The organism is Mesorhizobium sp. M1078 (genome assembly GCF_040318615.1).
Classification (GTDB): domain Bacteria; phylum Pseudomonadota; class Alphaproteobacteria; order Rhizobiales; family Rhizobiaceae; genus Mesorhizobium.
The window spans coordinates 1-17,997 of the sequence record NZ_JAMYMP010000048.1 but is presented as its reverse complement, the minus strand read 5'-3'; the positions used below and the strand labels follow the sequence as shown (position 1 = coordinate 17,997).

Annotated in this window: 17 protein-coding genes; 4 read left to right on the top strand and 13 right to left on the bottom strand. The window is 63.3% G+C overall.

The window, feature by feature from the left end; translation table 11 throughout:
• Both NKH38_RS30830 and phnN read left to right on the top strand, forming a co-directional pair.
• On the top strand, positions 1 to 1,155 hold the full coding sequence (locus NKH38_RS30830) for an alpha-D-ribose 1-methylphosphonate 5-triphosphate diphosphatase (protein WP_352765212.1): 1,155 nt from the start codon (positions 1 to 3) through the stop codon (positions 1,153 to 1,155).
• On the top strand, positions 1,152 to 1,781 hold the full coding sequence (gene phnN / locus NKH38_RS30825) for a phosphonate metabolism protein/1,5-bisphosphokinase (PRPP-forming) PhnN (RefSeq protein ID WP_352765233.1): 630 nt from the start codon (positions 1,152 to 1,154) through the stop codon (positions 1,779 to 1,781). Before NKH38_RS30830 ends, phnN begins: the two co-directional genes overlap by 4 nt.
• A gap of 2 nt (positions 1,782 to 1,783) precedes the next feature.
• Here phnN and NKH38_RS30820 read toward each other — a convergent pair whose 3' ends face one another.
• The 3 genes from NKH38_RS30820 to NKH38_RS30810 form a co-directional block, all read right to left on the bottom strand.
• Positions 1,784 to 2,770 (bottom strand): ABC transporter permease, encoded by a 987-nt coding sequence (locus NKH38_RS30820; protein WP_023672350.1) that lies wholly within the window; start codon positions 2,768 to 2,770, stop codon positions 1,784 to 1,786.
• Between the two features lie 44 nt (positions 2,771 to 2,814).
• Positions 2,815 to 4,353 (bottom strand): sugar ABC transporter ATP-binding protein, encoded by a 1,539-nt coding sequence (locus NKH38_RS30815; RefSeq protein WP_352765231.1) that lies wholly within the window; start codon positions 4,351 to 4,353, stop codon positions 2,815 to 2,817.
• A gap of 122 nt (positions 4,354 to 4,475) precedes the next feature.
• A complete protein-coding gene (locus tag NKH38_RS30810) occupies positions 4,476 to 5,438 on the bottom strand; it encodes a sugar-binding protein (RefSeq protein ID WP_023672352.1) in 963 nt (320 codons plus the stop codon).
• Between the two features lie 580 nt (positions 5,439 to 6,018).
• Between NKH38_RS30810 and NKH38_RS30805 the strand changes: the two genes are divergently transcribed.
• Both NKH38_RS30805 and NKH38_RS30800 read left to right on the top strand, forming a co-directional pair.
• Positions 6,019 to 7,122, top strand: a complete 1,104-nt coding sequence (locus NKH38_RS30805) for a LacI family DNA-binding transcriptional regulator (RefSeq protein WP_031253435.1) — start codon at positions 6,019 to 6,021, stop codon at positions 7,120 to 7,122.
• A 218-nt stretch (positions 7,123 to 7,340) separates the two neighbouring features.
• Positions 7,341 to 7,523: a hypothetical protein gene (locus NKH38_RS30800; protein ID WP_352765209.1), complete on the top strand. Its 183-nt coding sequence runs from the start codon at positions 7,341 to 7,343 to the stop codon at positions 7,521 to 7,523.
• A gap of 358 nt (positions 7,524 to 7,881) precedes the next feature.
• Here the strand turns inward: NKH38_RS30800 and NKH38_RS30795 are convergent, their stop codons facing one another.
• The 10 genes from NKH38_RS30795 to NKH38_RS33490 form a co-directional block, all read right to left on the bottom strand.
• Positions 7,882 to 8,475 (bottom strand): hypothetical protein, encoded by a 594-nt coding sequence (locus NKH38_RS30795; protein WP_352904761.1) that lies wholly within the window; start codon positions 8,473 to 8,475, stop codon positions 7,882 to 7,884.
• Positions 8,476 to 9,022: 547 nt separating this feature from the next.
• Positions 9,023 to 9,934 (bottom strand): ABC transporter permease, encoded by a 912-nt coding sequence (locus NKH38_RS30790; RefSeq protein WP_352671962.1) that lies wholly within the window; start codon positions 9,932 to 9,934, stop codon positions 9,023 to 9,025.
• Complete coding sequence (locus NKH38_RS30785) at positions 9,931 to 11,031, bottom strand: ABC transporter permease (RefSeq protein ID WP_023734808.1); 1,101 nt, start codon at positions 11,029 to 11,031, stop codon at positions 9,931 to 9,933. Before NKH38_RS30785 ends, NKH38_RS30790 begins: the two co-directional genes overlap by 4 nt.
• A complete protein-coding gene (locus NKH38_RS30780; RefSeq protein ID WP_352765206.1) occupies positions 11,028 to 12,551 on the bottom strand; it encodes an ABC transporter ATP-binding protein in 1,524 nt (507 codons plus the stop codon). The genes NKH38_RS30785 and NKH38_RS30780 overlap by 4 nt, the downstream gene beginning before the upstream one ends.
• A gap of 3 nt (positions 12,552 to 12,554) precedes the next feature.
• Positions 12,555 to 13,652, bottom strand: a complete 1,098-nt coding sequence (locus NKH38_RS30775) for a BMP family ABC transporter substrate-binding protein (protein ID WP_196814159.1) — start codon at positions 13,650 to 13,652, stop codon at positions 12,555 to 12,557.
• Between the two features lie 26 nt (positions 13,653 to 13,678).
• Positions 13,679 to 15,058 carry an amidohydrolase gene (locus tag NKH38_RS30770; protein ID WP_352765204.1) on the bottom strand — a complete coding sequence of 460 codons (1,380 nt, stop codon included), beginning with the start codon at positions 15,056 to 15,058 and terminating at the stop codon, positions 13,679 to 13,681.
• A 1-nt stretch (position 15,059) separates the two neighbouring features.
• Positions 15,060 to 15,719 (bottom strand): glutathione S-transferase family protein, encoded by a 660-nt coding sequence (locus NKH38_RS30765; protein ID WP_352765203.1) that lies wholly within the window; start codon positions 15,717 to 15,719, stop codon positions 15,060 to 15,062.
• Entirely contained in the window at positions 15,716 to 16,561 is an 846-nt protein-coding gene (locus tag NKH38_RS30760; RefSeq protein ID WP_023700477.1) for an aromatic ring-hydroxylating oxygenase subunit alpha, read from the bottom strand. Before NKH38_RS30760 ends, NKH38_RS30765 begins: the two co-directional genes overlap by 4 nt.
• A complete protein-coding gene (locus tag NKH38_RS30755) occupies positions 16,558 to 17,211 on the bottom strand; it encodes a Rieske 2Fe-2S domain-containing protein (protein WP_352765200.1) in 654 nt (217 codons plus the stop codon). Before NKH38_RS30755 ends, NKH38_RS30760 begins: the two co-directional genes overlap by 4 nt.
• Before the next feature lie 156 nt (positions 17,212 to 17,367).
• Positions 17,368 to 17,808 carry an acylphosphatase gene (locus NKH38_RS33490; RefSeq protein WP_502896678.1) on the bottom strand — a complete coding sequence of 147 codons (441 nt, stop codon included), beginning with the start codon at positions 17,806 to 17,808 and terminating at the stop codon, positions 17,368 to 17,370.
• Between the last annotated feature and the right edge of the window lie 189 nt (positions 17,809 to 17,997).

The following is a 17,997-nucleotide window of genomic DNA, read 5'->3' as shown; positions in this document are numbered from 1 at the left end:
ATGACCGCCGAAACTGTTCTCCACAACGCCCGCATCGTGCTTGCCGACGAGATCGTCGAAGGGTCGCTCGCGCTGCGCGACGGTTTTATCTCCGGCATCGACGCCGGCACCGGCCAAATCGGCGGGAACATGGCTGGCGAGGACATGGGCGGCGACTACATCATCCCCGGCCTGGTCGAACTCCACACCGACCATCTCGAAGGCCATTATGCGCCGCGCCCGAAGGTGCGCTGGAACCCGATCGCCGCCGTGCTCGCCCATGACGCGCAGGTAGCGACCGCCGGGATCACCACCGTGCTCGACGCGCTGCGCGTCGGCATGGACGAGGACGCCGACCTTTCCTCCGACGACATCCGCAAGCTGGCCGACGCGATCGAGGACAGCGTCGCGAAAGACCGGTTGCGGGCCGACCATTTCCTGCACCTGCGCTGTGAGGTCTCGGCGCCGGATTGCTTGCGGGCTTTCGCCAATTTCGATGGCGACGAGCGGGTCAAACTGGCCTCGCTGATGGACCATGCGCCGGGACAGCGCCAGTTCGTCAATCTCGAGACCTACGCCTATTACTACCAGCGCAAGCTGAAGCTGACCGATCGCGACTTCCAATTGTTCTGCGAAAAGCGGATGTCGGAATCAGCGAAGAATTCGGGACCGAACCGGGTGGCGATATCAGCCGCCTGCAACGAGCGGGGCATTGTGCTGGCGAGCCATGATGACGCCACATCAGGCCATGTCGACGAGGCGATCGAACAAGGCGTGCGCGTCGCGGAATTCCCGACCACGCTGGAAGCCGCCAAGGCCTCGAAGGATGCCGGGCTCGGCGTGCTGATGGGCGCGCCCAACGTCATGCGCGGCTCCTCGCATTCGGGCAATGTCTCGGCTCGAACGCTGGCCGGCGACGGCCTGCTCGACATATTGTCGTCCGACTATATCCCTTTCAGCCTGATCCAGTCGGCCTTCTTTCTCAGCGACGTCGTCGAGGGCATTTCCCTGCCGCAGGCGGTCGCCATGGTGTCGAAGAACCCGGCCGAGGCCATCGGCCTCAACGACCGCGGCGTCATCGAACAGGGCCGCCGCGCCGACCTCGTGCGGGTGCGCGTCGACGATCATGTGCCGGTCGTGCGCACCGTCTGGCGCCAGGGACGCCGGGTCGCCTGATGGTCTCGGCGTCGATCGAGCGCGAACTGACCAGCGAGGCCTTTCCGGTCCGCAACGGCGTCTTCGTCGCCGTCGTCGGCCCGAGTGGCGCCGGCAAGGATACGGTAATCGGTTATGCCCGCACCTTGTTTGCCGACGAGACGAGGCTGGAGTTCGTCCGCCGGGTCATCACCAGGCCGAGCGACGCCGCAAGCGAGGATCACGACACGCTGGCCGACGCCGCCTTTGCCGAGGCCCAGGCCGACGGCGCTTTCGCCATTTCCTGGGAGGCGCACGGCCTGCGCTATGGCATCCCGGCCGATGTCGACTGGTCGATAGCCAATGGCCATGTCGCCGTGGCCAATGTCTCGCGCGCAGTCATCCCGGTGCTGCGGGAGCGCTATGCCAATCTGGCTGTCGTCGAGATCACCGCTTCGCCGGAAATCCTCGCCGAGCGTCTCGCCCAGCGCGGCCGCGAATCGCGCGGCGAAGTGCTGGCTCGGCTCGCCCGCAGCGCCAATGTCGCTTTGTCCGGACCCGGTGTCACCTCCATCGACAACGGCGGCCAGCGCGAAGCCGCCGGAGAACGCTTCGCCGAGGTGCTGCGCAAGGCGATGGCCTTCTCGGATATCTCCGGCGTGATGTAGCGCTACTCGGCCGCGACAGTCTTGCGGCTGGCATCGAGCATCAGCCGCCTTGCGCGGAACACGCCCCATTGCTGGTCGACCAGCACGCCGATCAGGATCACGCCGCCCATCACCGCGAAGTTGAGCGAGGACGGGATGCCGAGCAGATTGACCAGGTTCTGCAACTCCTGCAGCAGCACGGTGCCCAGGATGACGCCAACCAGCGAGCCTTCGCCGCCGCGCAGCGAGAAGCCGCCGAGCACGGCGGCGGCAATGGCGTAGAGTTCGTAGAACTGGCCGTGGCTGGCCGGCGAGATCGAGCGCGTGTACATGGCGAAATAGATCGCCGAAAGCGCCGTCAGAACGCCGCAGATGACATAGGCGGCCATCACGACGCGGCCGGTGCGGATGCCCGAATATTTAGCCGCCTCTTCGTTCTTGCCGATGGCATAGAGGTAGCGTCCGAACACCGAGCGGTGCAGCACCACCCACATGACGATCGAAATGACGATCAGTGCGATGAAACTGTTGGGCACGCCATAGCTGCGGCCCGCGGTGAGGAATTCGAGCTCGGGAAAATTCTGGCCGAAGGCGAAGCCGGCGGTGCCGTCGGCGGTATAGAAACGGGCGACCCCGCGATAGATCAAAAGGCCGCACAGCGTCACCACGAAGGGCTGCAATTTCAGCCTTGTGATCAGCCAGCCATGCGCCAGCCCGATGATGCCGCCCAGCACCAGGATCAGCGGCAGCGCCAGCGGCCATGGCATGTCGCGCACAGCGATGAAATCGATGAACAGCGTGCCGAGCAGCGCCACCAGCGACCCCACCGACAATTCGATGCCGCCGGTGATGATGACGAAGGCCTGGCCGATGGCGAGAATCCCGAACAGGCCGATCAGGTTCGAGGTGTTGGCGAGGTTGATCGGCAAAAGGAAGCGCGGGTTGATGGCGGTCACCACGGCGCCGACCACCAGGATCAGGATCAGCAGGCCGAGATCTTTTTTGCTCATCGTCTTCTCCCCAATGCGCCGGACCGGCAATCGCCTGAAGCCCGCTAGTTTGCCGGCTTGCCGACCGCCAGCAACAGCACGTTTTCCTGGCTGAATTGTTCCTTGTCGAGAATGCCCGAGATCTGGCCCTCATGCATGACGGCGATGCGGTCGGACACGCCGATCACCTCTTCCATGTCGCTGGAGATCATCAGCACGGCGACGCCGGCATCGGCCAAGGCTCGCATCAGCCCGTAAATCTCGGCCTTGGCGCCGATATCGATGCCGCGCGTCGGCTCATCGAGGATCATCACCTTCGGGTTCATCGCCAGCCATTTGCCCAGCACCACCTTCTGCTGGTTGCCGCCCGACAGCGTGCCGGTTCGCGTCTGCACCGACGGCGCTTTGATGCCGAGATTCGTCTTCTGCTTCTCTGCGGTGGCGGCCTCGGAGCTTGCCGACACCAGTTGACGATTCGCATGCGCCGGCAGGTTGGGCAGCGAGATGTTCTGCGCGATCGACAGGTCAAGCAAAATGCCGGTCAGCTTGCGGTCTTCCGGAACCAGGAAAATGCCATGCGCGACCGCATCGGCCGCCGAACCCAGTACAAGCGGCTTGCCGTCGAGTTCGAGCCCACCGCCAGGCGTGCTGTCGATGCCGAAGAACACCCGCGCCAGTTCGGTGCGGCCGGAGCCGACAAGACCGGCAAGGCCGAGGATTTCACCGCGCCTGATGTCGAGGTCGACCGGCCGGGCAGGGTAGGCGGGGGTGCGGATGGCTTTGGCCGAGAGAGCCGTGGCGCCCGGCGCCCGCGCCGCCTCGGAGGCCTTCTCGCGCTCCTTCAGCATGCGGCCGATCATCAGCTTGACCATCTGGTCGTGGTTGATGGCGCTCTTCGGCAAGGTGCCGGCCAGCATGCCGTCGCGCAGCACCACGACGCGGTCGGCGACGCGCTCGACCTCATGCAGCCGGTGCGAAATGAAGATGACGCTGATGCCATCGGCCTTCAGCGCCTTGATGACGTCGAGCAGCTTGTCGGTTTCGGCAAGCGGCAGGCTCGATGTCGGCTCGTCGAGGATGACCAGCCGGGCCTTGATCGACAGCGCCTTGGCGATCTCGACCATCTGCTGCTGGGCAAGCGACAGCGAGGCAACCGGCGTATCGGCGGAAAAGTTGGCGCCGACACGCTTCAGCAGCGGCGCCACCATTTCGCGCAGCTTGGCGCGGTCGACCAATCTCAGCGGCCCGCCGCGCAACGGCTCGCGGCCGAAGAAGATATTGGCGGCAACATCGAGGTTTTCGAACAGATTGAGTTCCTGGTGGACGAAGGCGATGCCCGACCCCAGGCTGCCTTCGACGGTGAGCCCGTCATGCGCAACGCCGTCGACGGTGATGGCGCCGCTGTCCGGCCTGGTGACGCCGCCGAGGATCTTCATCAAGGTCGACTTGCCGGCGCCGTTTTCGCCGACCAGGCCGATCACCTCGCCCGGCCTGACTTCCATGGAAAAGCCGTCCAGCGCCACCACGCCCGGATAGGTCTTGCGCACGTTCTCGAGGCCGAGGAACGGGGTGGTTGCGACGATGGATGGGTCGGAATAATTCATCACGCCATATTTGATCAGGCTTGCCAGCAGCCGGTGGGCTACAGACTGACGGGCCTTGGCCGGCCCGTCAACACGATCGCCGGCTCAAGGCGAACCCTGAGCCGGCGGACTTGCTCGTGGTCTCAGTTTCCGGACATCGCCTTCAGATTGGCGGCATAGGTGTCGACATCGTCCTTACCGATGATCTTGGTCGGGATGATGATCAGGCCGCCTTCCGGAATGCCTGATTTGTCGCCCTTGAGATAGGCGGCCATCAGCTTCATGCCCTGATAGGCCCATTCGAAGGGCTGCTGCACGACGGTGGCCGCCACGGTGCCTTCCTTGACGCCGCCCAGCGTGATCGGATCGTCATCGAAGCCGACGACGGTGATCGAGCCGAGCTTGCCGGCGTCGCGCAGCGCTTCATAGATGCGCGGCGTGTTGTAGGAATAGAAGCCGACCATGCAGGTGATGTCGGGGCTGGCGACCAGCGCGTCCTCGACATTCTTCTTGGCGCGCGCCTGGTCGATGTCGTCGCCGCGCACGTCCACCAGTTCGATCTTGCTGCCGGCGAGGCCGTCCTTCATGCCCTGGATGCGTTCCTTGGCATTGTCGGCGCCGAGCAGGCCGACGAAGCCGAGGCACTTGCCGCCGTCCGGCATCGCTTTCTTGGCGATCTCGGCCGCCTGCTTGCCGGCGTCGACATTGGACGAGCCGATATAGGCGACGCGCTTGGTCTGCGGGGCATCGGAGTCGGTGGTGAACAGCGCCGTTTCCGACGCGATCTTGTTCAGGCCGTCGGTCGAGGTCTTGGGGTCGACGGCCGAGACCATGATGCCCTTGACGCCGGCGGTCACCAGATCGTCCATCAGCCGCTGCTGGATGGCGACCGAGGACTGCTCGGGATACTTGAGTTCGAGATTGTAGTCGGGCAATTCGGCCTGCGCCTTCTTGACGCCGGCTTCGGCGGCCTTCCAGAAATCGGAAGCGCCGTTGACGACGAAGGCAAGCGTCGGCTTGTCGTCGGCGCGCGCAATGGCTGTCGCGGTCAGGCCAAGCAGCAGGGCTGCGGTGGCCACGGATGCATGTCGTATCAAGGATTTCATGTTCAACCTCCCGTTTTGGCTCAGTCGTCGGACTGAACCGATCTGAATTCACTGACTTGCCGCTCGCGATTTGGACGCCCTCCTCCTCAGGGGTTCCCGGCGCTGAAGAATGGCGTCGTCGGTCGCGATCACGGACTTTAGAGACTCATCCCGTGCTCGTAAATAGTCTGATTTGTCTGACATATCACATGTCCGAGACCAGGCTTGCGGAGGCAAACCCCGCTCGCCATCGGGCCATTCACGTGCACTTCTCGCCGCACGGGGTCCCACCTGACCGGACACGGCGGATTGACGTTACAGCGTCGTTTTGTATTAGTAAACACTATTAGCAGAGGTCTCGCGCGGACACTCGGCGGTGGCCCTAGGTCTAGTTTGCCCGAACAGGTGCAGCACGGCTTCGCGCAAGCAGATGCCTTGCAGTCCTCGAATTTCACGCGGCCCGAAGCGGCATGGCGGCGAACTTCAAAGCTGCTAATAAAGATAAACGCCTTCGACTATTTCCATTGGTCGACGGCGCCACACCATCTTGTCGGTGTGGCAGGCTTGCGACTAGACAGGCTGGGGATTGGGACGCAATGCCATGAGCGAGACGAGGGATCCGGACGACACGGCGAAGCGGCGCAAGGCGCCGGCGAGAGCCGCCAAGGGCGGCCGCGTCACCATGACCGACATCGCCAGGGCAGCCGGTTGCTCGCAGGCGACCGTCTCTTTCGTGCTCAACGATTCGCCCGGCATCCGGCTGTCGCAGCAGACGCGCGAGCGGGTGATCGACGCCGCGCGTGCGCTCGGCTACGCAGCACCCGCCTTCTCGGCGCTGCGCAAACCTGTTCCCGCCTTCGATGGACTTGACGGTGTCATCGGTTTCGCTGTCGACCAGCTGGCGACAAGCCCGGAAGCCGTTGTCGCCATCGAGGGCGCGCGCCAGGCGTCGTGGAACGCCGGCAATGTGTTGCTCGTGGCGCAGACGATGGGCGACTCCGTCATGGAGCCGCGCGCCATTGCGGCGCTCACCAGGCGCGGCATCTCGGCGCTGGTCTACATGACCATCTTCACCCGCGAGATCACGGCACCGGACTTCCTCTACGGCCTCGACATCCCGGTCATCCTGCTCAACTGCTACACGGCCGATTATGCCTTCCCGGCCGTGGTGCCGTCCGAGATCGCCGGCGGCCAGAACTCGACCCGGCATCTGATCGGCCACGGCCACCGCCGCATCGCCACCATCACCGGCGAGCCGTGGATGCAGGCCGCGCAGGACCGCCTCAAAGGCTACCGCAGGGCGCTCGCCACCGCCGACATCCCGTTCGATCCCGAACTGGTGGTCGAGGGCGACTGGTCGGCGAGCGCCGGCTACGCGGCGACCGTGAAGCTTTTGGCGCTGAAAGAGCGTCCGACCGCTATCTTCTGCCAGAACGACCGCACGGCCATCGGCTGTTACGAAGCGCTGAAGGAGGCGGGCCTGCACATCCCGCAGGACATCTCCGTCGTCGGCTATGACGACGAGGAGATCGCCCGTCACCTGTTCCCGCCGCTGACGACATCGATCCTGCCGCACATGGCGATGGGCCAATGGGCGATCGAACAGCTCGAAGTGCCGCCGCCTGCCGGCCGCGGCCGCTATCCCATCACCAAGCTGGAATGCCCGCTGGTCGAGCGGGAGTCGGTGGCAGCTGTGGCTGGATAAAGCTGAACCAATCCATCCCGATGCAAATCGGGATGGGTCTGTTTGGTGGTTGCGCCTCAGGGCAGGGACTATCCGGGAACGTGCCGCGGTTAGAACCGCAAGACGACAAAGGAGCGCCTGCGATAGCAGCGCCGGCGCAGCCGGCCATGCCGCCAGAACGTGCGGCAGTGCCGTCTCCAGACATGCCGCCTGTGGTGGCGACGATGGTGCCATCGCCGATGCGAGATCTGCTCGACATCGCCAGCGCCTTCGTCGTCATCAAACGAATTGGCATCCTGCTTGTCGAGTTCATCGAGAATGCCGTTACCGACATTGGGAACCCCGGCCACGGCCTCGAGAGGCCGAACCGCGGTAGCGAGCGCCGCGGCCCCCGCAACGCCAAACAATGCTGTCAAGAATGATCGCCGATCCATCAAAACCTCCATCAGCAAGACAAGGCTAACATGACGAGCCTAACACAATGCAGCTAGAGCGGGTGATACAAAAGGCCAGAGGCGAATCTTCGAGCCGGCCCAAACGGGTGACCGGACGGACGGTAGAGGTCAGATTAAGGCCGCAACCGGGCGGCGCGCTTCCTTCGGCTCGGTGACCAAGCCATGCGGAATGCCGCCGATGAAAGCGCACAGCCTGACCGGTTCCGCCTTTCCGCGAAACGCTGAACCGCTCGGCAAAGCTCTCTCCCTAAGAATGCCCGCCACCTTGCGGCATTGGGGCTGGCTGAGAGACTGATGCCCCACGGCACATGCGATGTTGCGGTACTCAGCGCCGCGCCAATATCCGGCAGAGCTCCTTCAGGTCCCGGTCGTAGGTGCCCTTGCCGCTGAGCACGCTGGCGCAGCGTTTCTTCATCTTGGCGATCTGGCCGGCCGACATGGCGCTGATGGCAACCACCGCCGGTCGCGTCGGCACCGCCGGCGTTTTGGGATCCCGAGGGCTGGTGGGCGCGGTCGGTGCGCCAATGCCGACCCCGACCCCGGCCGTCACCCCATTGCCCACCCCGACACCGGCGCCGACCCCGACACCGCTGCCGACGGTTGCGCCGACCCCGACCCCGACGCCCGTGCCCACCGATGCGCCGACGCCGGCCGCAACGCCGCTGGTGCCGCCAACCGTAGCGCCGACACTGGCGGTGGTGCCGCTGGTGCCGCCGACCGTTGCGCCGACATTGGCGCCCTTGCTGCCGCCGACCGAGACGCCGACGCCAAGCCCGCCGCCACTGCCGCCGACCGAGACGCCCACCCCACCGCTGCCGCCGATGCCCACACTGAGCCCGCCCGCGCCAGCCGGAAAGCACAAAGCCACGGCAACAGCGCCACCGGCCAAGGCCTTTGTTAAACTTTTAAAGAAATCCATAATGACGCTCCCCGTGTTGGTTGCCTGGACGCAGGTTGAACAGCATCCGTTACCAATATGATTACGCGAGTGTAGCGTTTTTAGTTTCTGCAAGAATAGGTAGTATTGGGAATCGTTGTTATGGCTTCTTGCGGCGACCGGAATATATATTTTGGAATTGGCGGAAAAAATCGAGGATTTGCGGTTAGACTCGGAACCTTAGACAGGCAGGACGAGTGCTCGCATGCGGGAATTTACCGGGCGCATGCCTCAGGCCATCTTGCGACGCCGCTTCGCTAGGCTGCGGTGGAGAATGGACCCTCGAGAATGGGGCTCGTACTGCAGAAAAGGGGACGACCCAAGAAACCCGCGACGATCTCCACCGATGTCGGGCGCGTTGTGCGTCACATCGTTCCGCTGCTCGCAGTCGACGGCGTCAGCGCTACCCTTGCGGGCATACCTTCGCCCCGTTTGGCGTTTCTGCCCTTTGGATCGGATGCCGATCGTCCGCTGGCGTTTCGAATCTCTTCAACTTACGCCGAGTTTCGCAAATCCACTTTCATCCCGGCTAACGTTCGAAGGGTTCGCCAAGCGAGGCGACACCGTTCAGCCTGAGCAAGCGGCGGTCCGCCGAGATGACACCGAGCACGACGATCGTAACGAGATAGGGAAGGCTGGAAAGCAGTTGCGATGGCAAGTCCAGACCGGTCGCCTGGGCGGCGAGGCTCATCAGCGAAACCGCGCCGAAGAGGCAGGCACCCAGGAAGATGCGGCCAGCGAGCCACGTACCAAAGACAACGAGTGCGATCGCGATCCAGCCACGTCCGGCAATCATACCGTCCGCCCAAAGGGGCGTGTACACCGCCGCCGCATAGGCGCCGGCAAAACCCGCCATCATGCCACCAAAAGCTATGGCCGCGACACGGATAGCGATGACCGGATAGCCGATGGCGTGGGCTGCCTTGGGATTCTCGCCGATTGCCCTCACGACAAGGCCGACTCTCGTATAGGCAAACATCGCCCAGATCGCAAACGTCACGGCAAGGGAAAGCCATACGACGACGTCCTGGACAAACAGCCTGCCGACTACCGGGATTTCCGAGAGGCCGGGAAAGACAAGTTTCGGGAGCCCCTTCACCGTCAAGCTCTCGTAGCTTTTGCCGAACAGCGCCGAAAGGCCTTGGCCGAGAATGCCGATCGCAAGGCCTGTCGCGACCTGGTTTGCCCGGAATCCGAGTGCCAGCACTGCAAAGACGAGGGACAGGACGGCGCTACCGAGGCCGGCGGCAACGAACCCCAGCAGGTGTCCACCGCCGTGGTAGACGACGATGAACGCGAGCACCGCGCCGAGGGCCATCAGGCCCTCTACGCCGAGGTTAAGAACACCGGCGCGCTCGACCACCAACTCGCCGAGTCCGGCAAGGAGAAAGGGGGTTGCCGCTGCGAGCATGCCCGAAATAATGAACTCGACGGCGTTCATGGCTGGCTCAGATGATGGGGGCGGCGCCACTCGATGCGGTAGCGCACGAAGGCCACAGCGCCGAGATAGGCGAGCAGCAAGCTGCCTTGGAAGACGCGGACGGCGGCGATCGGCAGGTTTGCCGACACCATCGCATTGTCGCCGCCGATATAGAGGACAGCCATGAAGAGCGCGGAAAAGATGATGCCGACTGGATGCAACCCGCCGAGATAGGCGACAATGATGGCCGCATAACCGTAGCCGGTCGAGATCGAGCGCTGCAGCTGGCCGAGCGGACCCGCGACTTCCGCCGCGCCTGCCAGTCCCGCCGCCATGCCACCGATCAGAAGCGATAGCCAAATCGCACGCCCTTCGCTGAAGCCGGCGTAACCGGCCGCGCGCGGGGCAAGGCCGCCGACCTTGAGCTTATACCCCATGAAGCTTCGCTGCATGAAAACCCAGGCCACCAGCGAGAGCGCAAGTGTGATGAGCAGCGAGACGTTGACGCGGGTACCGGTGATCAGGGTCGGCACCATCGCGTCGTTCTGAAACATGACGGATTGTGGGAAATTGAAGCCGGCCGGGTCCTTCCATGGGCCGAGCAGCAGGTAGTTGAGGACTTGCGCCGCAACGAGGCTCAGCATCAAGGAGACCAGGATCTCGTTCGCATTGAGCCTGACGCGCCAGAAGGCGGTGATAGATGCCCAAAGTGCACCGCCGAGGGCACCGAGAAGCAGCATCAGCGGCCAGATCCACTGCCCGGTCGCCTGCGGAAACCAGACGGGGATCGCCGAGGCGAAAATAGCGCCCAGGATAAACTGGCCCTCCGCGCCGATGTTGAACACTTTTGCGCGGAAACCGATCGCCAGCCCCTGAGCAATGAGGAGAAGGGGCCCCGCCTTCAGCAGCACCTCCGCAAACGATGCCCAGGAGAGGAACGGCTCGAGAAGCATCGCGTACAGGACGGCCGCCGGATCTCGGCCTATCAGCACATAAAGGCCCAGATTGAGGATGATCGCCATGCCAAGCGCGACAGCCGGGGCCAGCATGGCCGCGACGAGCGAGGCATGCTCCCGACGGACGAGCGCGGGGAGGAACGGCGCGGCCCAAACGCTCATGCAGGAACCTTCTCTGGCGAGGCATGTGCTCCGATCATGTATCTGCCGATGTCTTCGGGGCGCGTGTCCCGCGTGACCAGAGGCGGACTCAGCATTCCATGATGGAGCACCTGGATGAAATCGCAGAGTTCGAAAAGTTCCTCGAGTTCCTCGGAAATTACGAGGATCGCCACGCCCAGGTTGCGCAACGCGATGAGCCGCCTTCTGATGGCGGATGCAGCGCCAATGTCTACACCCCAGGTTGGCTGCGCCACGAAAAGCAGTTTTGGCGACAGCATCATCTCGCGACCGACGATGAATTTCTGCAAGTTGCCGCCGGACAGCGAGCCCGCTTCGGCATCCGGGCCGGAGGCGCGGACGTCGTACTGACGGATGCATTCGCTGGTGAAAGCCGTCGCTGCGGCGCTGTTGATGAGGCCGCGCCTCACGAGATCGAAAGGATGGGCGGTAAGAACGGTGTTGAGCACGAGCGACATTTCAGGGACCGCGCCGCGTCCCAGCCGGTCTTCGGGCACGAAGGCGAAGCCAAATCTCCTGCGCGCGGCCGCATCGAGTGTGCCTACGTCGCGGCCCATCATGTAGATCCGATCGCGTTGTTCCTTCAGCAGCATCGCTTCGCCCGAGATAAGCGCGGCAAGCTCGCCTTGGCCATTGCCCGATATTCCGGCTATGCCAAGGATCTCGCCTGATCGTACCGTGAGGCTGATGCCGGAGAGCGGCGTGGCAAAGGGGTCGTCCGGCGTGTAGTCCATGTCGATGATTTCCAGCCGCTTCTCCCCCTCGGGCATGGCCAACGCGGGCATCACCTCGGGCATGTCGCGGCCGATCATCATGCGGGCGAGGTCGTGCGCATCATAGTCGCGAGGGTCGACGGTGCCGATAACGCGCCCTCCACGCAAGACCGTCGCCTGGTCACAGATCGTGCGAATTTCCTCCAGTTTGTGGGAGATGAACAGGATGGACACGCCGCGGTCGCGAAGGCGCCTGAGCGTGTCGAACAGCTTCTTCACCGCCTGCGGCGGCAAGACCGAGGTCGGCTCGTCGAGAATGAGCAGCTTCGGGTCCGTCATCAGGCAGCGGATGATCTCCACCCGCTGCCGTTCGCCGACCGAGAGCGCGTGCACATCGGCGAGAGGATCTACTTCAAGGCCAAAATCCTGGCCGAGGCTGCGGATGCGCCCCGCCAGCTCCGCCTTGCCGCCGGGGACGACGAGCTGGATGTTCTCGACGACAGTCAGCGTCTCGAACAGCGAGAAATGCTGAAAGACCATGCCGATGCCCCTGCGCCGTGCCTCAGCGGGCGAGGCAAGGCGCAGAGGCTCTCCGTTCCAGACGACGGTGCCTTCGTCCGGCTGTTCAACGCCATAGATGAGCTTCATCAGCGTCGATTTGCCCGCCCCATTCTCCCCGAGAATCGCATGGATCGATTGGTGCGCCACGTCCAGATCGATGGCTTGGTTGGCCCGGATCTGGCCGTAGCTCTTCGAGATGCCGCGGAGCGACAGAAGGGGCGGGGTCATGACTTACTTCGGCAGTGGTGTGGTGACACCCTTGACGTGCCAGTCCATCGCGACGATCTCGGGATCCGCTATCGTCGCACCGGCGGCGGCGGCTTCGCTGCCGTCGGCCTTGGTGATTGGACCTGTGAAGGGCGAGAAGCTGCCGTCGGCGATCTTCGCCGCCACTTCCTTGATCTTCGTCATCGTGTCGGCTGGGATATCTGAGTTCCAGTCCACGACCTCCACCACCTTTTCGGCGACGCCGAGGAAGGTGTTGGCGCCCTTGAAGGTTCCGGCCAGATGGGCATCCACGGAAGCCTTGAAGAAGGGCGACCAGTCCGTCGCGATGCAGCCGAGATATTTCTTCGGTGCATATTTCTTCATCGACGAATTGAGGTTGAACGCGTAGACGCCAGCCTCCTCGCAGGCCGAGATCACGGAGGGTGTGTCCTGCGCGTTCGAGAAGATCACGTCGCAGTTCTGTGCCATCAGCGCCTTGGCGGCTTCCTGTTCCTTGGCCGGGTCGAACCAGGAGTTCACCCAGACGACCGATACCTCGATATCGGGATTTACGGTCTGTGCGCCGAGCGTGAATGCGTTGATCGAGGTGATCAGCTCCGGAATGGCGAAGGCCGAGACGGAGCCGACCTTGCCGGTCTTGGAAAGAGCTGCGGCGGCTATGCCGAGCAGGTAAGTGCCCTGGAAATACTTCGCCGCGAAGGGCGAGAAATTCGGCGCAGTCTGGAAGCCGGAGGCATGCAGCACGGTGACCGCAGGATCGCGGCGGGCGATCTGTAGTGCACCATTCTGGTAGCCGAATGAGCCGGCGATCAGGAACTTGTTACCGTCGGCGACGGTCTTGTTCATGATCCGGTCGGCGTCCGGCCCTTCGGCGATGTTCTCGATGACGGTGATCTTCACCTTGTCGCCGTATGCGGCCTTGACCGGCTCGAGGCCGGCGGCGAGCGCATGGCCCCAGCCGACATCGCCGACCGGCGACGGGAGCACGAGCGTGATACCGAGCGGCTCGTCGGCCGCAAAGGCGGGACGGCTGCCAAGCGCGCCGGCAAGCCCTGTTGCGGCAAGGCCCTTCATCAGAGTTCTGCGGGTCAGATAGTTCAGCATGTCAGTTCCCCTGTCTTAAGTTGTTAGAATTCCACCGCGGCAAAAGCGGTTTCCGCGTCCGCAGCAAGCCGGGCCTCGTTCAGCCCGGTAAACGCACCCTTCTCCCAGACGATGCGGCCGTTGATCATGGTCATGTCGGTGGGCATGCCGATGCCGACCTTGGCGATCAGGCTCAATGGATCGTGGCGCGTGCCGACATAATCCATGCGGCGCGTGTCGATCGCGAAGAGGTCGGCGGCCATGCCGGGCGACAGTCGGCCGATGTCATTGCGGCCCAGAAGCGCGGCCCCGCCCGTTGTCGCATAGCCGAGGAAATCGACCGGCGCAGGCACGGGATGAGCGCGCGTCGAGGCCGCCAGGCATTGCAGCATGTAGGCGGAATGGATGCAGTGCATGAGGTTGGAATTGTCGTTCGAGGCAGCACCGTCGCAGCCGAGACCGACGCGCAGGCCAAAGGCGGACATGGCGGGAATATCAGTCACCTCCGCGCCCACCAGATAGACCGGCTCCGGGCAATGCGAGACACCGGTGCCGCTCGCCGCCATCAGCCGCAGTTCGTCATGCGTCAGCTCCCAGCAATGGGCATAGAAAGTGTCTGGGCCGGCAAATCCGAGGTCCTCGAGATAGTCGACCGTACGCATGCCATGGCGGGCCTCGATGATCGGGCTTTCGCCCTCGCCGACATGGGTGTGCATCCGCACCCCGCGATCACGCGCCAGCAAAACCGATTCCACGAAGGTCTCGCGGTAGCAGTTGACCGGCTGGCAGGGAGCGACCACGACCTGACGCATGCTGAAGGGACTGGTGTCGTGATAAGTGTCGATGAGGCGTGCGCAGTCGGCAATGAATTCGTCCGTGGTCTCCAGCATCTCGTCTGGAATGGTCGAGCCTTCCGATTTTGGCAGCGTGTTGCCGCCGCGGCCGGCGTGGAAACGCATGCCGAGAAGGTCGGCCGCTTCGAACTGCCGGTCGATGAGCCGTTTTCCGGCATGGAGCGGAAAATTGTACTGGTGGTCGAAGGCCGTCGTGCAACCGTGCTTTATCAACTCTGCCATCGCCGTGATCGAGGCGTGGTAGAAACAATCCTCGTTGAGCCGGGAGAAGATCGGATAGATCCGGTCGAGCCATTCGATGACCGACAGCTTCGTCCAGTCGAGGTCGGCACGGTTGCGCACAAAGCACTGAAAGAAGTGATGGTGCGTGTTGACGAGGCCGGGATAGACGAACCAGCCGTCGGCGTCCTGCACGACAGTACCGGCCGGCAACTCGCTTCTGTGCAGGCCTTGCCCGATTGCCTCGATCTGCGGGCCATTCGTCAGCACATCGACATTGCGCCGGACGCTCGGACCCCTGCCCTCGTCGGTGATGACCGCTGCGCAATTCTTCAGGAGATAGCCGGTCACCTCACGCCTCGTCCGGTATGGGTCGCGGTTCGGGCTTCAACTCGTGCAGCCGGTGGATACCGGGCATCTCGATGAAATTGTCGAGGCTGCGGAGCGCTCGCGACCAGAGCCGGATCGTGGGATACGGATCGAGGGAAACGCCACCGTCGGGCGCGAGCGCGACATAGGGAAAGCAAGCAATGTCGGCAATCGTCGGCCGGTCGGATGCGAGAAACCGATCGCCACGCATTTTTTGTTCGAAGAGGCCGGCTTCCAGCTCACGTAGTGCCGCTATGCCATTGGCCTGAAGCGCACCGATGTCACCGGGGCGCAGCAGCATCTCATGCAGGCGCGCGCCGCCGAGGTTGGCGGTCAGCCTGTGCGAGAAGGAAAGCCATTGCTGGATGCGCGCCGTCTCCTTGGGGGCGCCGCTGCCGAGCCAGGCCGGTGCTGCCTTCGCGGCGAGATAGCCAAGCATGGCGGAAGACTCGGTCAGGATTAGGTCGCCGTCTTCAAGGATCGGGATGGAGCCTCCCGGATTAAGCGCCATAAGCTCGGGGCCGCGATGCTCGGCGCCGGGATGGAAGTCGACCGGGCGGATTTCGAGCTTCACACCTGACAGCGTCGCCATCAGGCGCACCTTGTAGCAACTTGGGGAGAGGATGTAGTCGTAAAGCTTCATTGTGCCACCAATTGCGCGCCGTAGGTATAATTGTGGCGCTTCAGCCAGCGGCGATAGGCGACCGAGGTCAGGTCGGCGCGCGTCGGGATTTCCATGCCGGGATCGAGCGGCAAAAGACGCGGGATCTGGTTTTCGAGGATCGAGCGGTCCTGCAGGAAAATCGTCTGCTGGAAATGGATGAGGTCGGTCTGTGGCGTCTCGTCATCGAAAAGCGCCATCCATGGCCAGACGTCGCAGAGATCCTCGGCAAGCGGCTGGACGAATAGCGTAATGACATCCCATTCGCCCGGGCGCGGCGGGCAGGTCTTGTAGAGGACTGAGCAGGTCGGAGCCGGCACGCGGTACATGTATTCCGTCGTGATACCTCCGCTCGCGGATTTCGCCGCCTGCGGCTGGTAGAACTTCACCTGGGTCGCCCAGACCTCGTCCTCTTCCTCGCGGATCTCGACCTTGTAGTTTTCGACCTCGGTATGCGGCTCCGAGCCGAGGATGTCGGTATGGACGAAGGGGAAGTGCGCGATGTCGAGGAAGTTCTCGACGGCGCGGAGCGGCGAGCAGCGCACCCGCACCACGCCGACATCGACGAAGCGGCGCCCGGGCTGGTCTGCCTCGGGAATCGGAAAGACCGGTTTCTTCGGTTCGCCGAGCGACGACCAGATATGGCCATAGCGCACCGAAACCGGCAGCACGCGCCCGTTTTCGCCTGTCACTTTCGCCGCGCCATTGGCGTCGAGCGCAACCTTGATCGGCTCGTCCATCAGGGTGGTCTCGCGCCCATAGCGGTCGAGCCGGCTGAAAAGCCCGACCGGATACCATTCGTCGCGCATCGCATCGTCGATCATGGCACAGCCCCTTTCGCCTCGATCCCTTCGGCCATGCGCCGAAGGCTCTCGGCGGCTCGCGAGGCGGCGATGCGCTCGGACGCATCGCAATCGGCTGGAACAAGGACGTGGATCAGCGTCTCGCCGGCTTCCTGCGGGATAGGCAGCAGGCGAATTGCCGGCGCGCCGGGTGCCTGCCAGACGTATCCTTCAACGGTGGCCTTCGTACCGGCAGCGACCGAGAGCGCCGAATGTCCGGCACGGGCCGTCAATGAACGGAGCGGCACGTAACCCTCAAAAAAGGGTGGCTTGCCATCAGGCTCTCCATCAGCGACCCAGATGATCCCGCCGGCCTCTTCGACCAACCGGGTCGCAACGCGAATCGTCTCCGGCGGCGTGAGGCTGGGATGGGCAGGAATGCGCAGGCACTGACCGGCCTGCGAATAGGTCCAGCCGTGATAGATGCAGGAGAGCGCCTCGCCGCGCACGAAGCCATGGGAGAGGCGCATGCCGCGATGCGGACAGCGATCCGCCGATGCCGCCAAGCGCCCCGATTGGCTTCGCCAGAGGGCAATGGGACCGGCGGGCGTCCGCGCCGGCATTACCTGTCCTGTTGGCAGATCCTGGGTAAGGGCGACCGGCACCCAGGTGTCCGTCTTGTCGGACAGCATGACCTTACTTTCCGTACTGATACTACTGTTTCCCGACCAGAGAGATGCCGGCGCAAGGAGTTGGCGAACCGCTCGATGCGGCTGACGTATGCATAATAATTTCGCAATTGCAATATTGGTTAAATTAAGTGCAAACCGAGGTAACCACACGCAAAGCTATATGTTTTTTTGCTCGACAGGCGCGCGGTCGATCGTCTCGACCCAGACCTCAATGGGCCCAAGCGAACATCCCATCTCCATCATGTCGATCAGCTCCGCCGCACCGGCAATATCGAGTTCGATGCGATCGGTGCTTGCATGAGCGATGTGGTGCGCGAGACCGAGCTTGGCCGCATGGCGCATGATCCAGGGCACGAAGGACGCGGGTTCGAGGTGGCCGCGAATGGTCATCCGCTCATGCAAGCGGTGTTGACTTTGCTTCATCACGAACGGAACGCGCGCCTTGGTGTCATGGTCGGCAGCATAGCGTCTGACTGAACGGGCGGAAGTGGTAATCGACGCGCCAATAACACCGAATATCGACTGATCGCCCGTGCCTAGACCCGGGCACTCATGCATGTCGCCCAGAAGTGAGCCGCGGTCCTGGGACAACGACATGCATTAAAACAAAGACTTCAAGCGCGTCGCATGAATCCGTTTCAGCGCGACGCGCTTTTGGGTTATCTAAGCTAATGTAATACCTCTGCCCTTCCCGAGAGATGGGTGACAGTTCATTCCGGAGACATGGGTTACACTTTCGGCCCTTTGCAAGGAGAGCAAGGTGCCTTGGAAGGAGTGTAACGTCAT

Bases quoted from the DNA above. Each gene is read 5' to 3' on its own strand.
- NKH38_RS30830 (WP_352765212.1), top strand. From the start codon at position 1: ATGACCGCCGAAACTGTTCTCCACAACGCCCGCATCGTGCTTGCCGAC.
- NKH38_RS30820 (WP_023672350.1), bottom strand. From the start codon at position 2,770: ATGAGCAAAAAAGATCTCGGCCTGCTGATCCTGATCCTGGTGGTCGGC.
- NKH38_RS30815 (WP_352765231.1), bottom strand. From the start codon at position 4,353: ATGAATTATTCCGACCCATCCATCGTCGCAACCACCCCGTTCCTCGGC.
- NKH38_RS30810 (WP_023672352.1), bottom strand. From the start codon at position 5,438: ATGAAATCCTTGATACGACATGCATCCGTGGCCACCGCAGCCCTGCTG.
- NKH38_RS30805 (WP_031253435.1), top strand. From the start codon at position 6,019: ATGAGCGAGACGAGGGATCCGGACGACACGGCGAAGCGGCGCAAGGCG.
- NKH38_RS30800 (WP_352765209.1), top strand. From the start codon at position 7,341: ATGCGAGATCTGCTCGACATCGCCAGCGCCTTCGTCGTCATCAAACGA.
- NKH38_RS30795 (WP_352904761.1), bottom strand. From the start codon at position 8,475: ATGGATTTCTTTAAAAGTTTAACAAAGGCCTTGGCCGGTGGCGCTGTT.
- NKH38_RS30790 (WP_352671962.1), bottom strand. From the start codon at position 9,934: ATGAACGCCGTCGAGTTCATTATTTCGGGCATGCTCGCAGCGGCAACC.
- NKH38_RS30785 (WP_023734808.1), bottom strand. From the start codon at position 11,031: ATGAGCGTTTGGGCCGCGCCGTTCCTCCCCGCGCTCGTCCGTCGGGAG.
- NKH38_RS30780 (WP_352765206.1), bottom strand. From the start codon at position 12,551: ATGACCCCGCCCCTTCTGTCGCTCCGCGGCATCTCGAAGAGCTACGGC.
- NKH38_RS30765 (WP_352765203.1), bottom strand. From the start codon at position 15,719: ATGAAGCTTTACGACTACATCCTCTCCCCAAGTTGCTACAAGGTGCGC.
- NKH38_RS30760 (WP_023700477.1), bottom strand. From the start codon at position 16,561: ATGATCGACGATGCGATGCGCGACGAATGGTATCCGGTCGGGCTTTTC.
- NKH38_RS30755 (WP_352765200.1), bottom strand. From the start codon at position 17,211: ATGCTGTCCGACAAGACGGACACCTGGGTGCCGGTCGCCCTTACCCAG.
- NKH38_RS33490 (WP_502896678.1), bottom strand. From the start codon at position 17,808: ATGTCGTTGTCCCAGGACCGCGGCTCACTTCTGGGCGACATGCATGAG.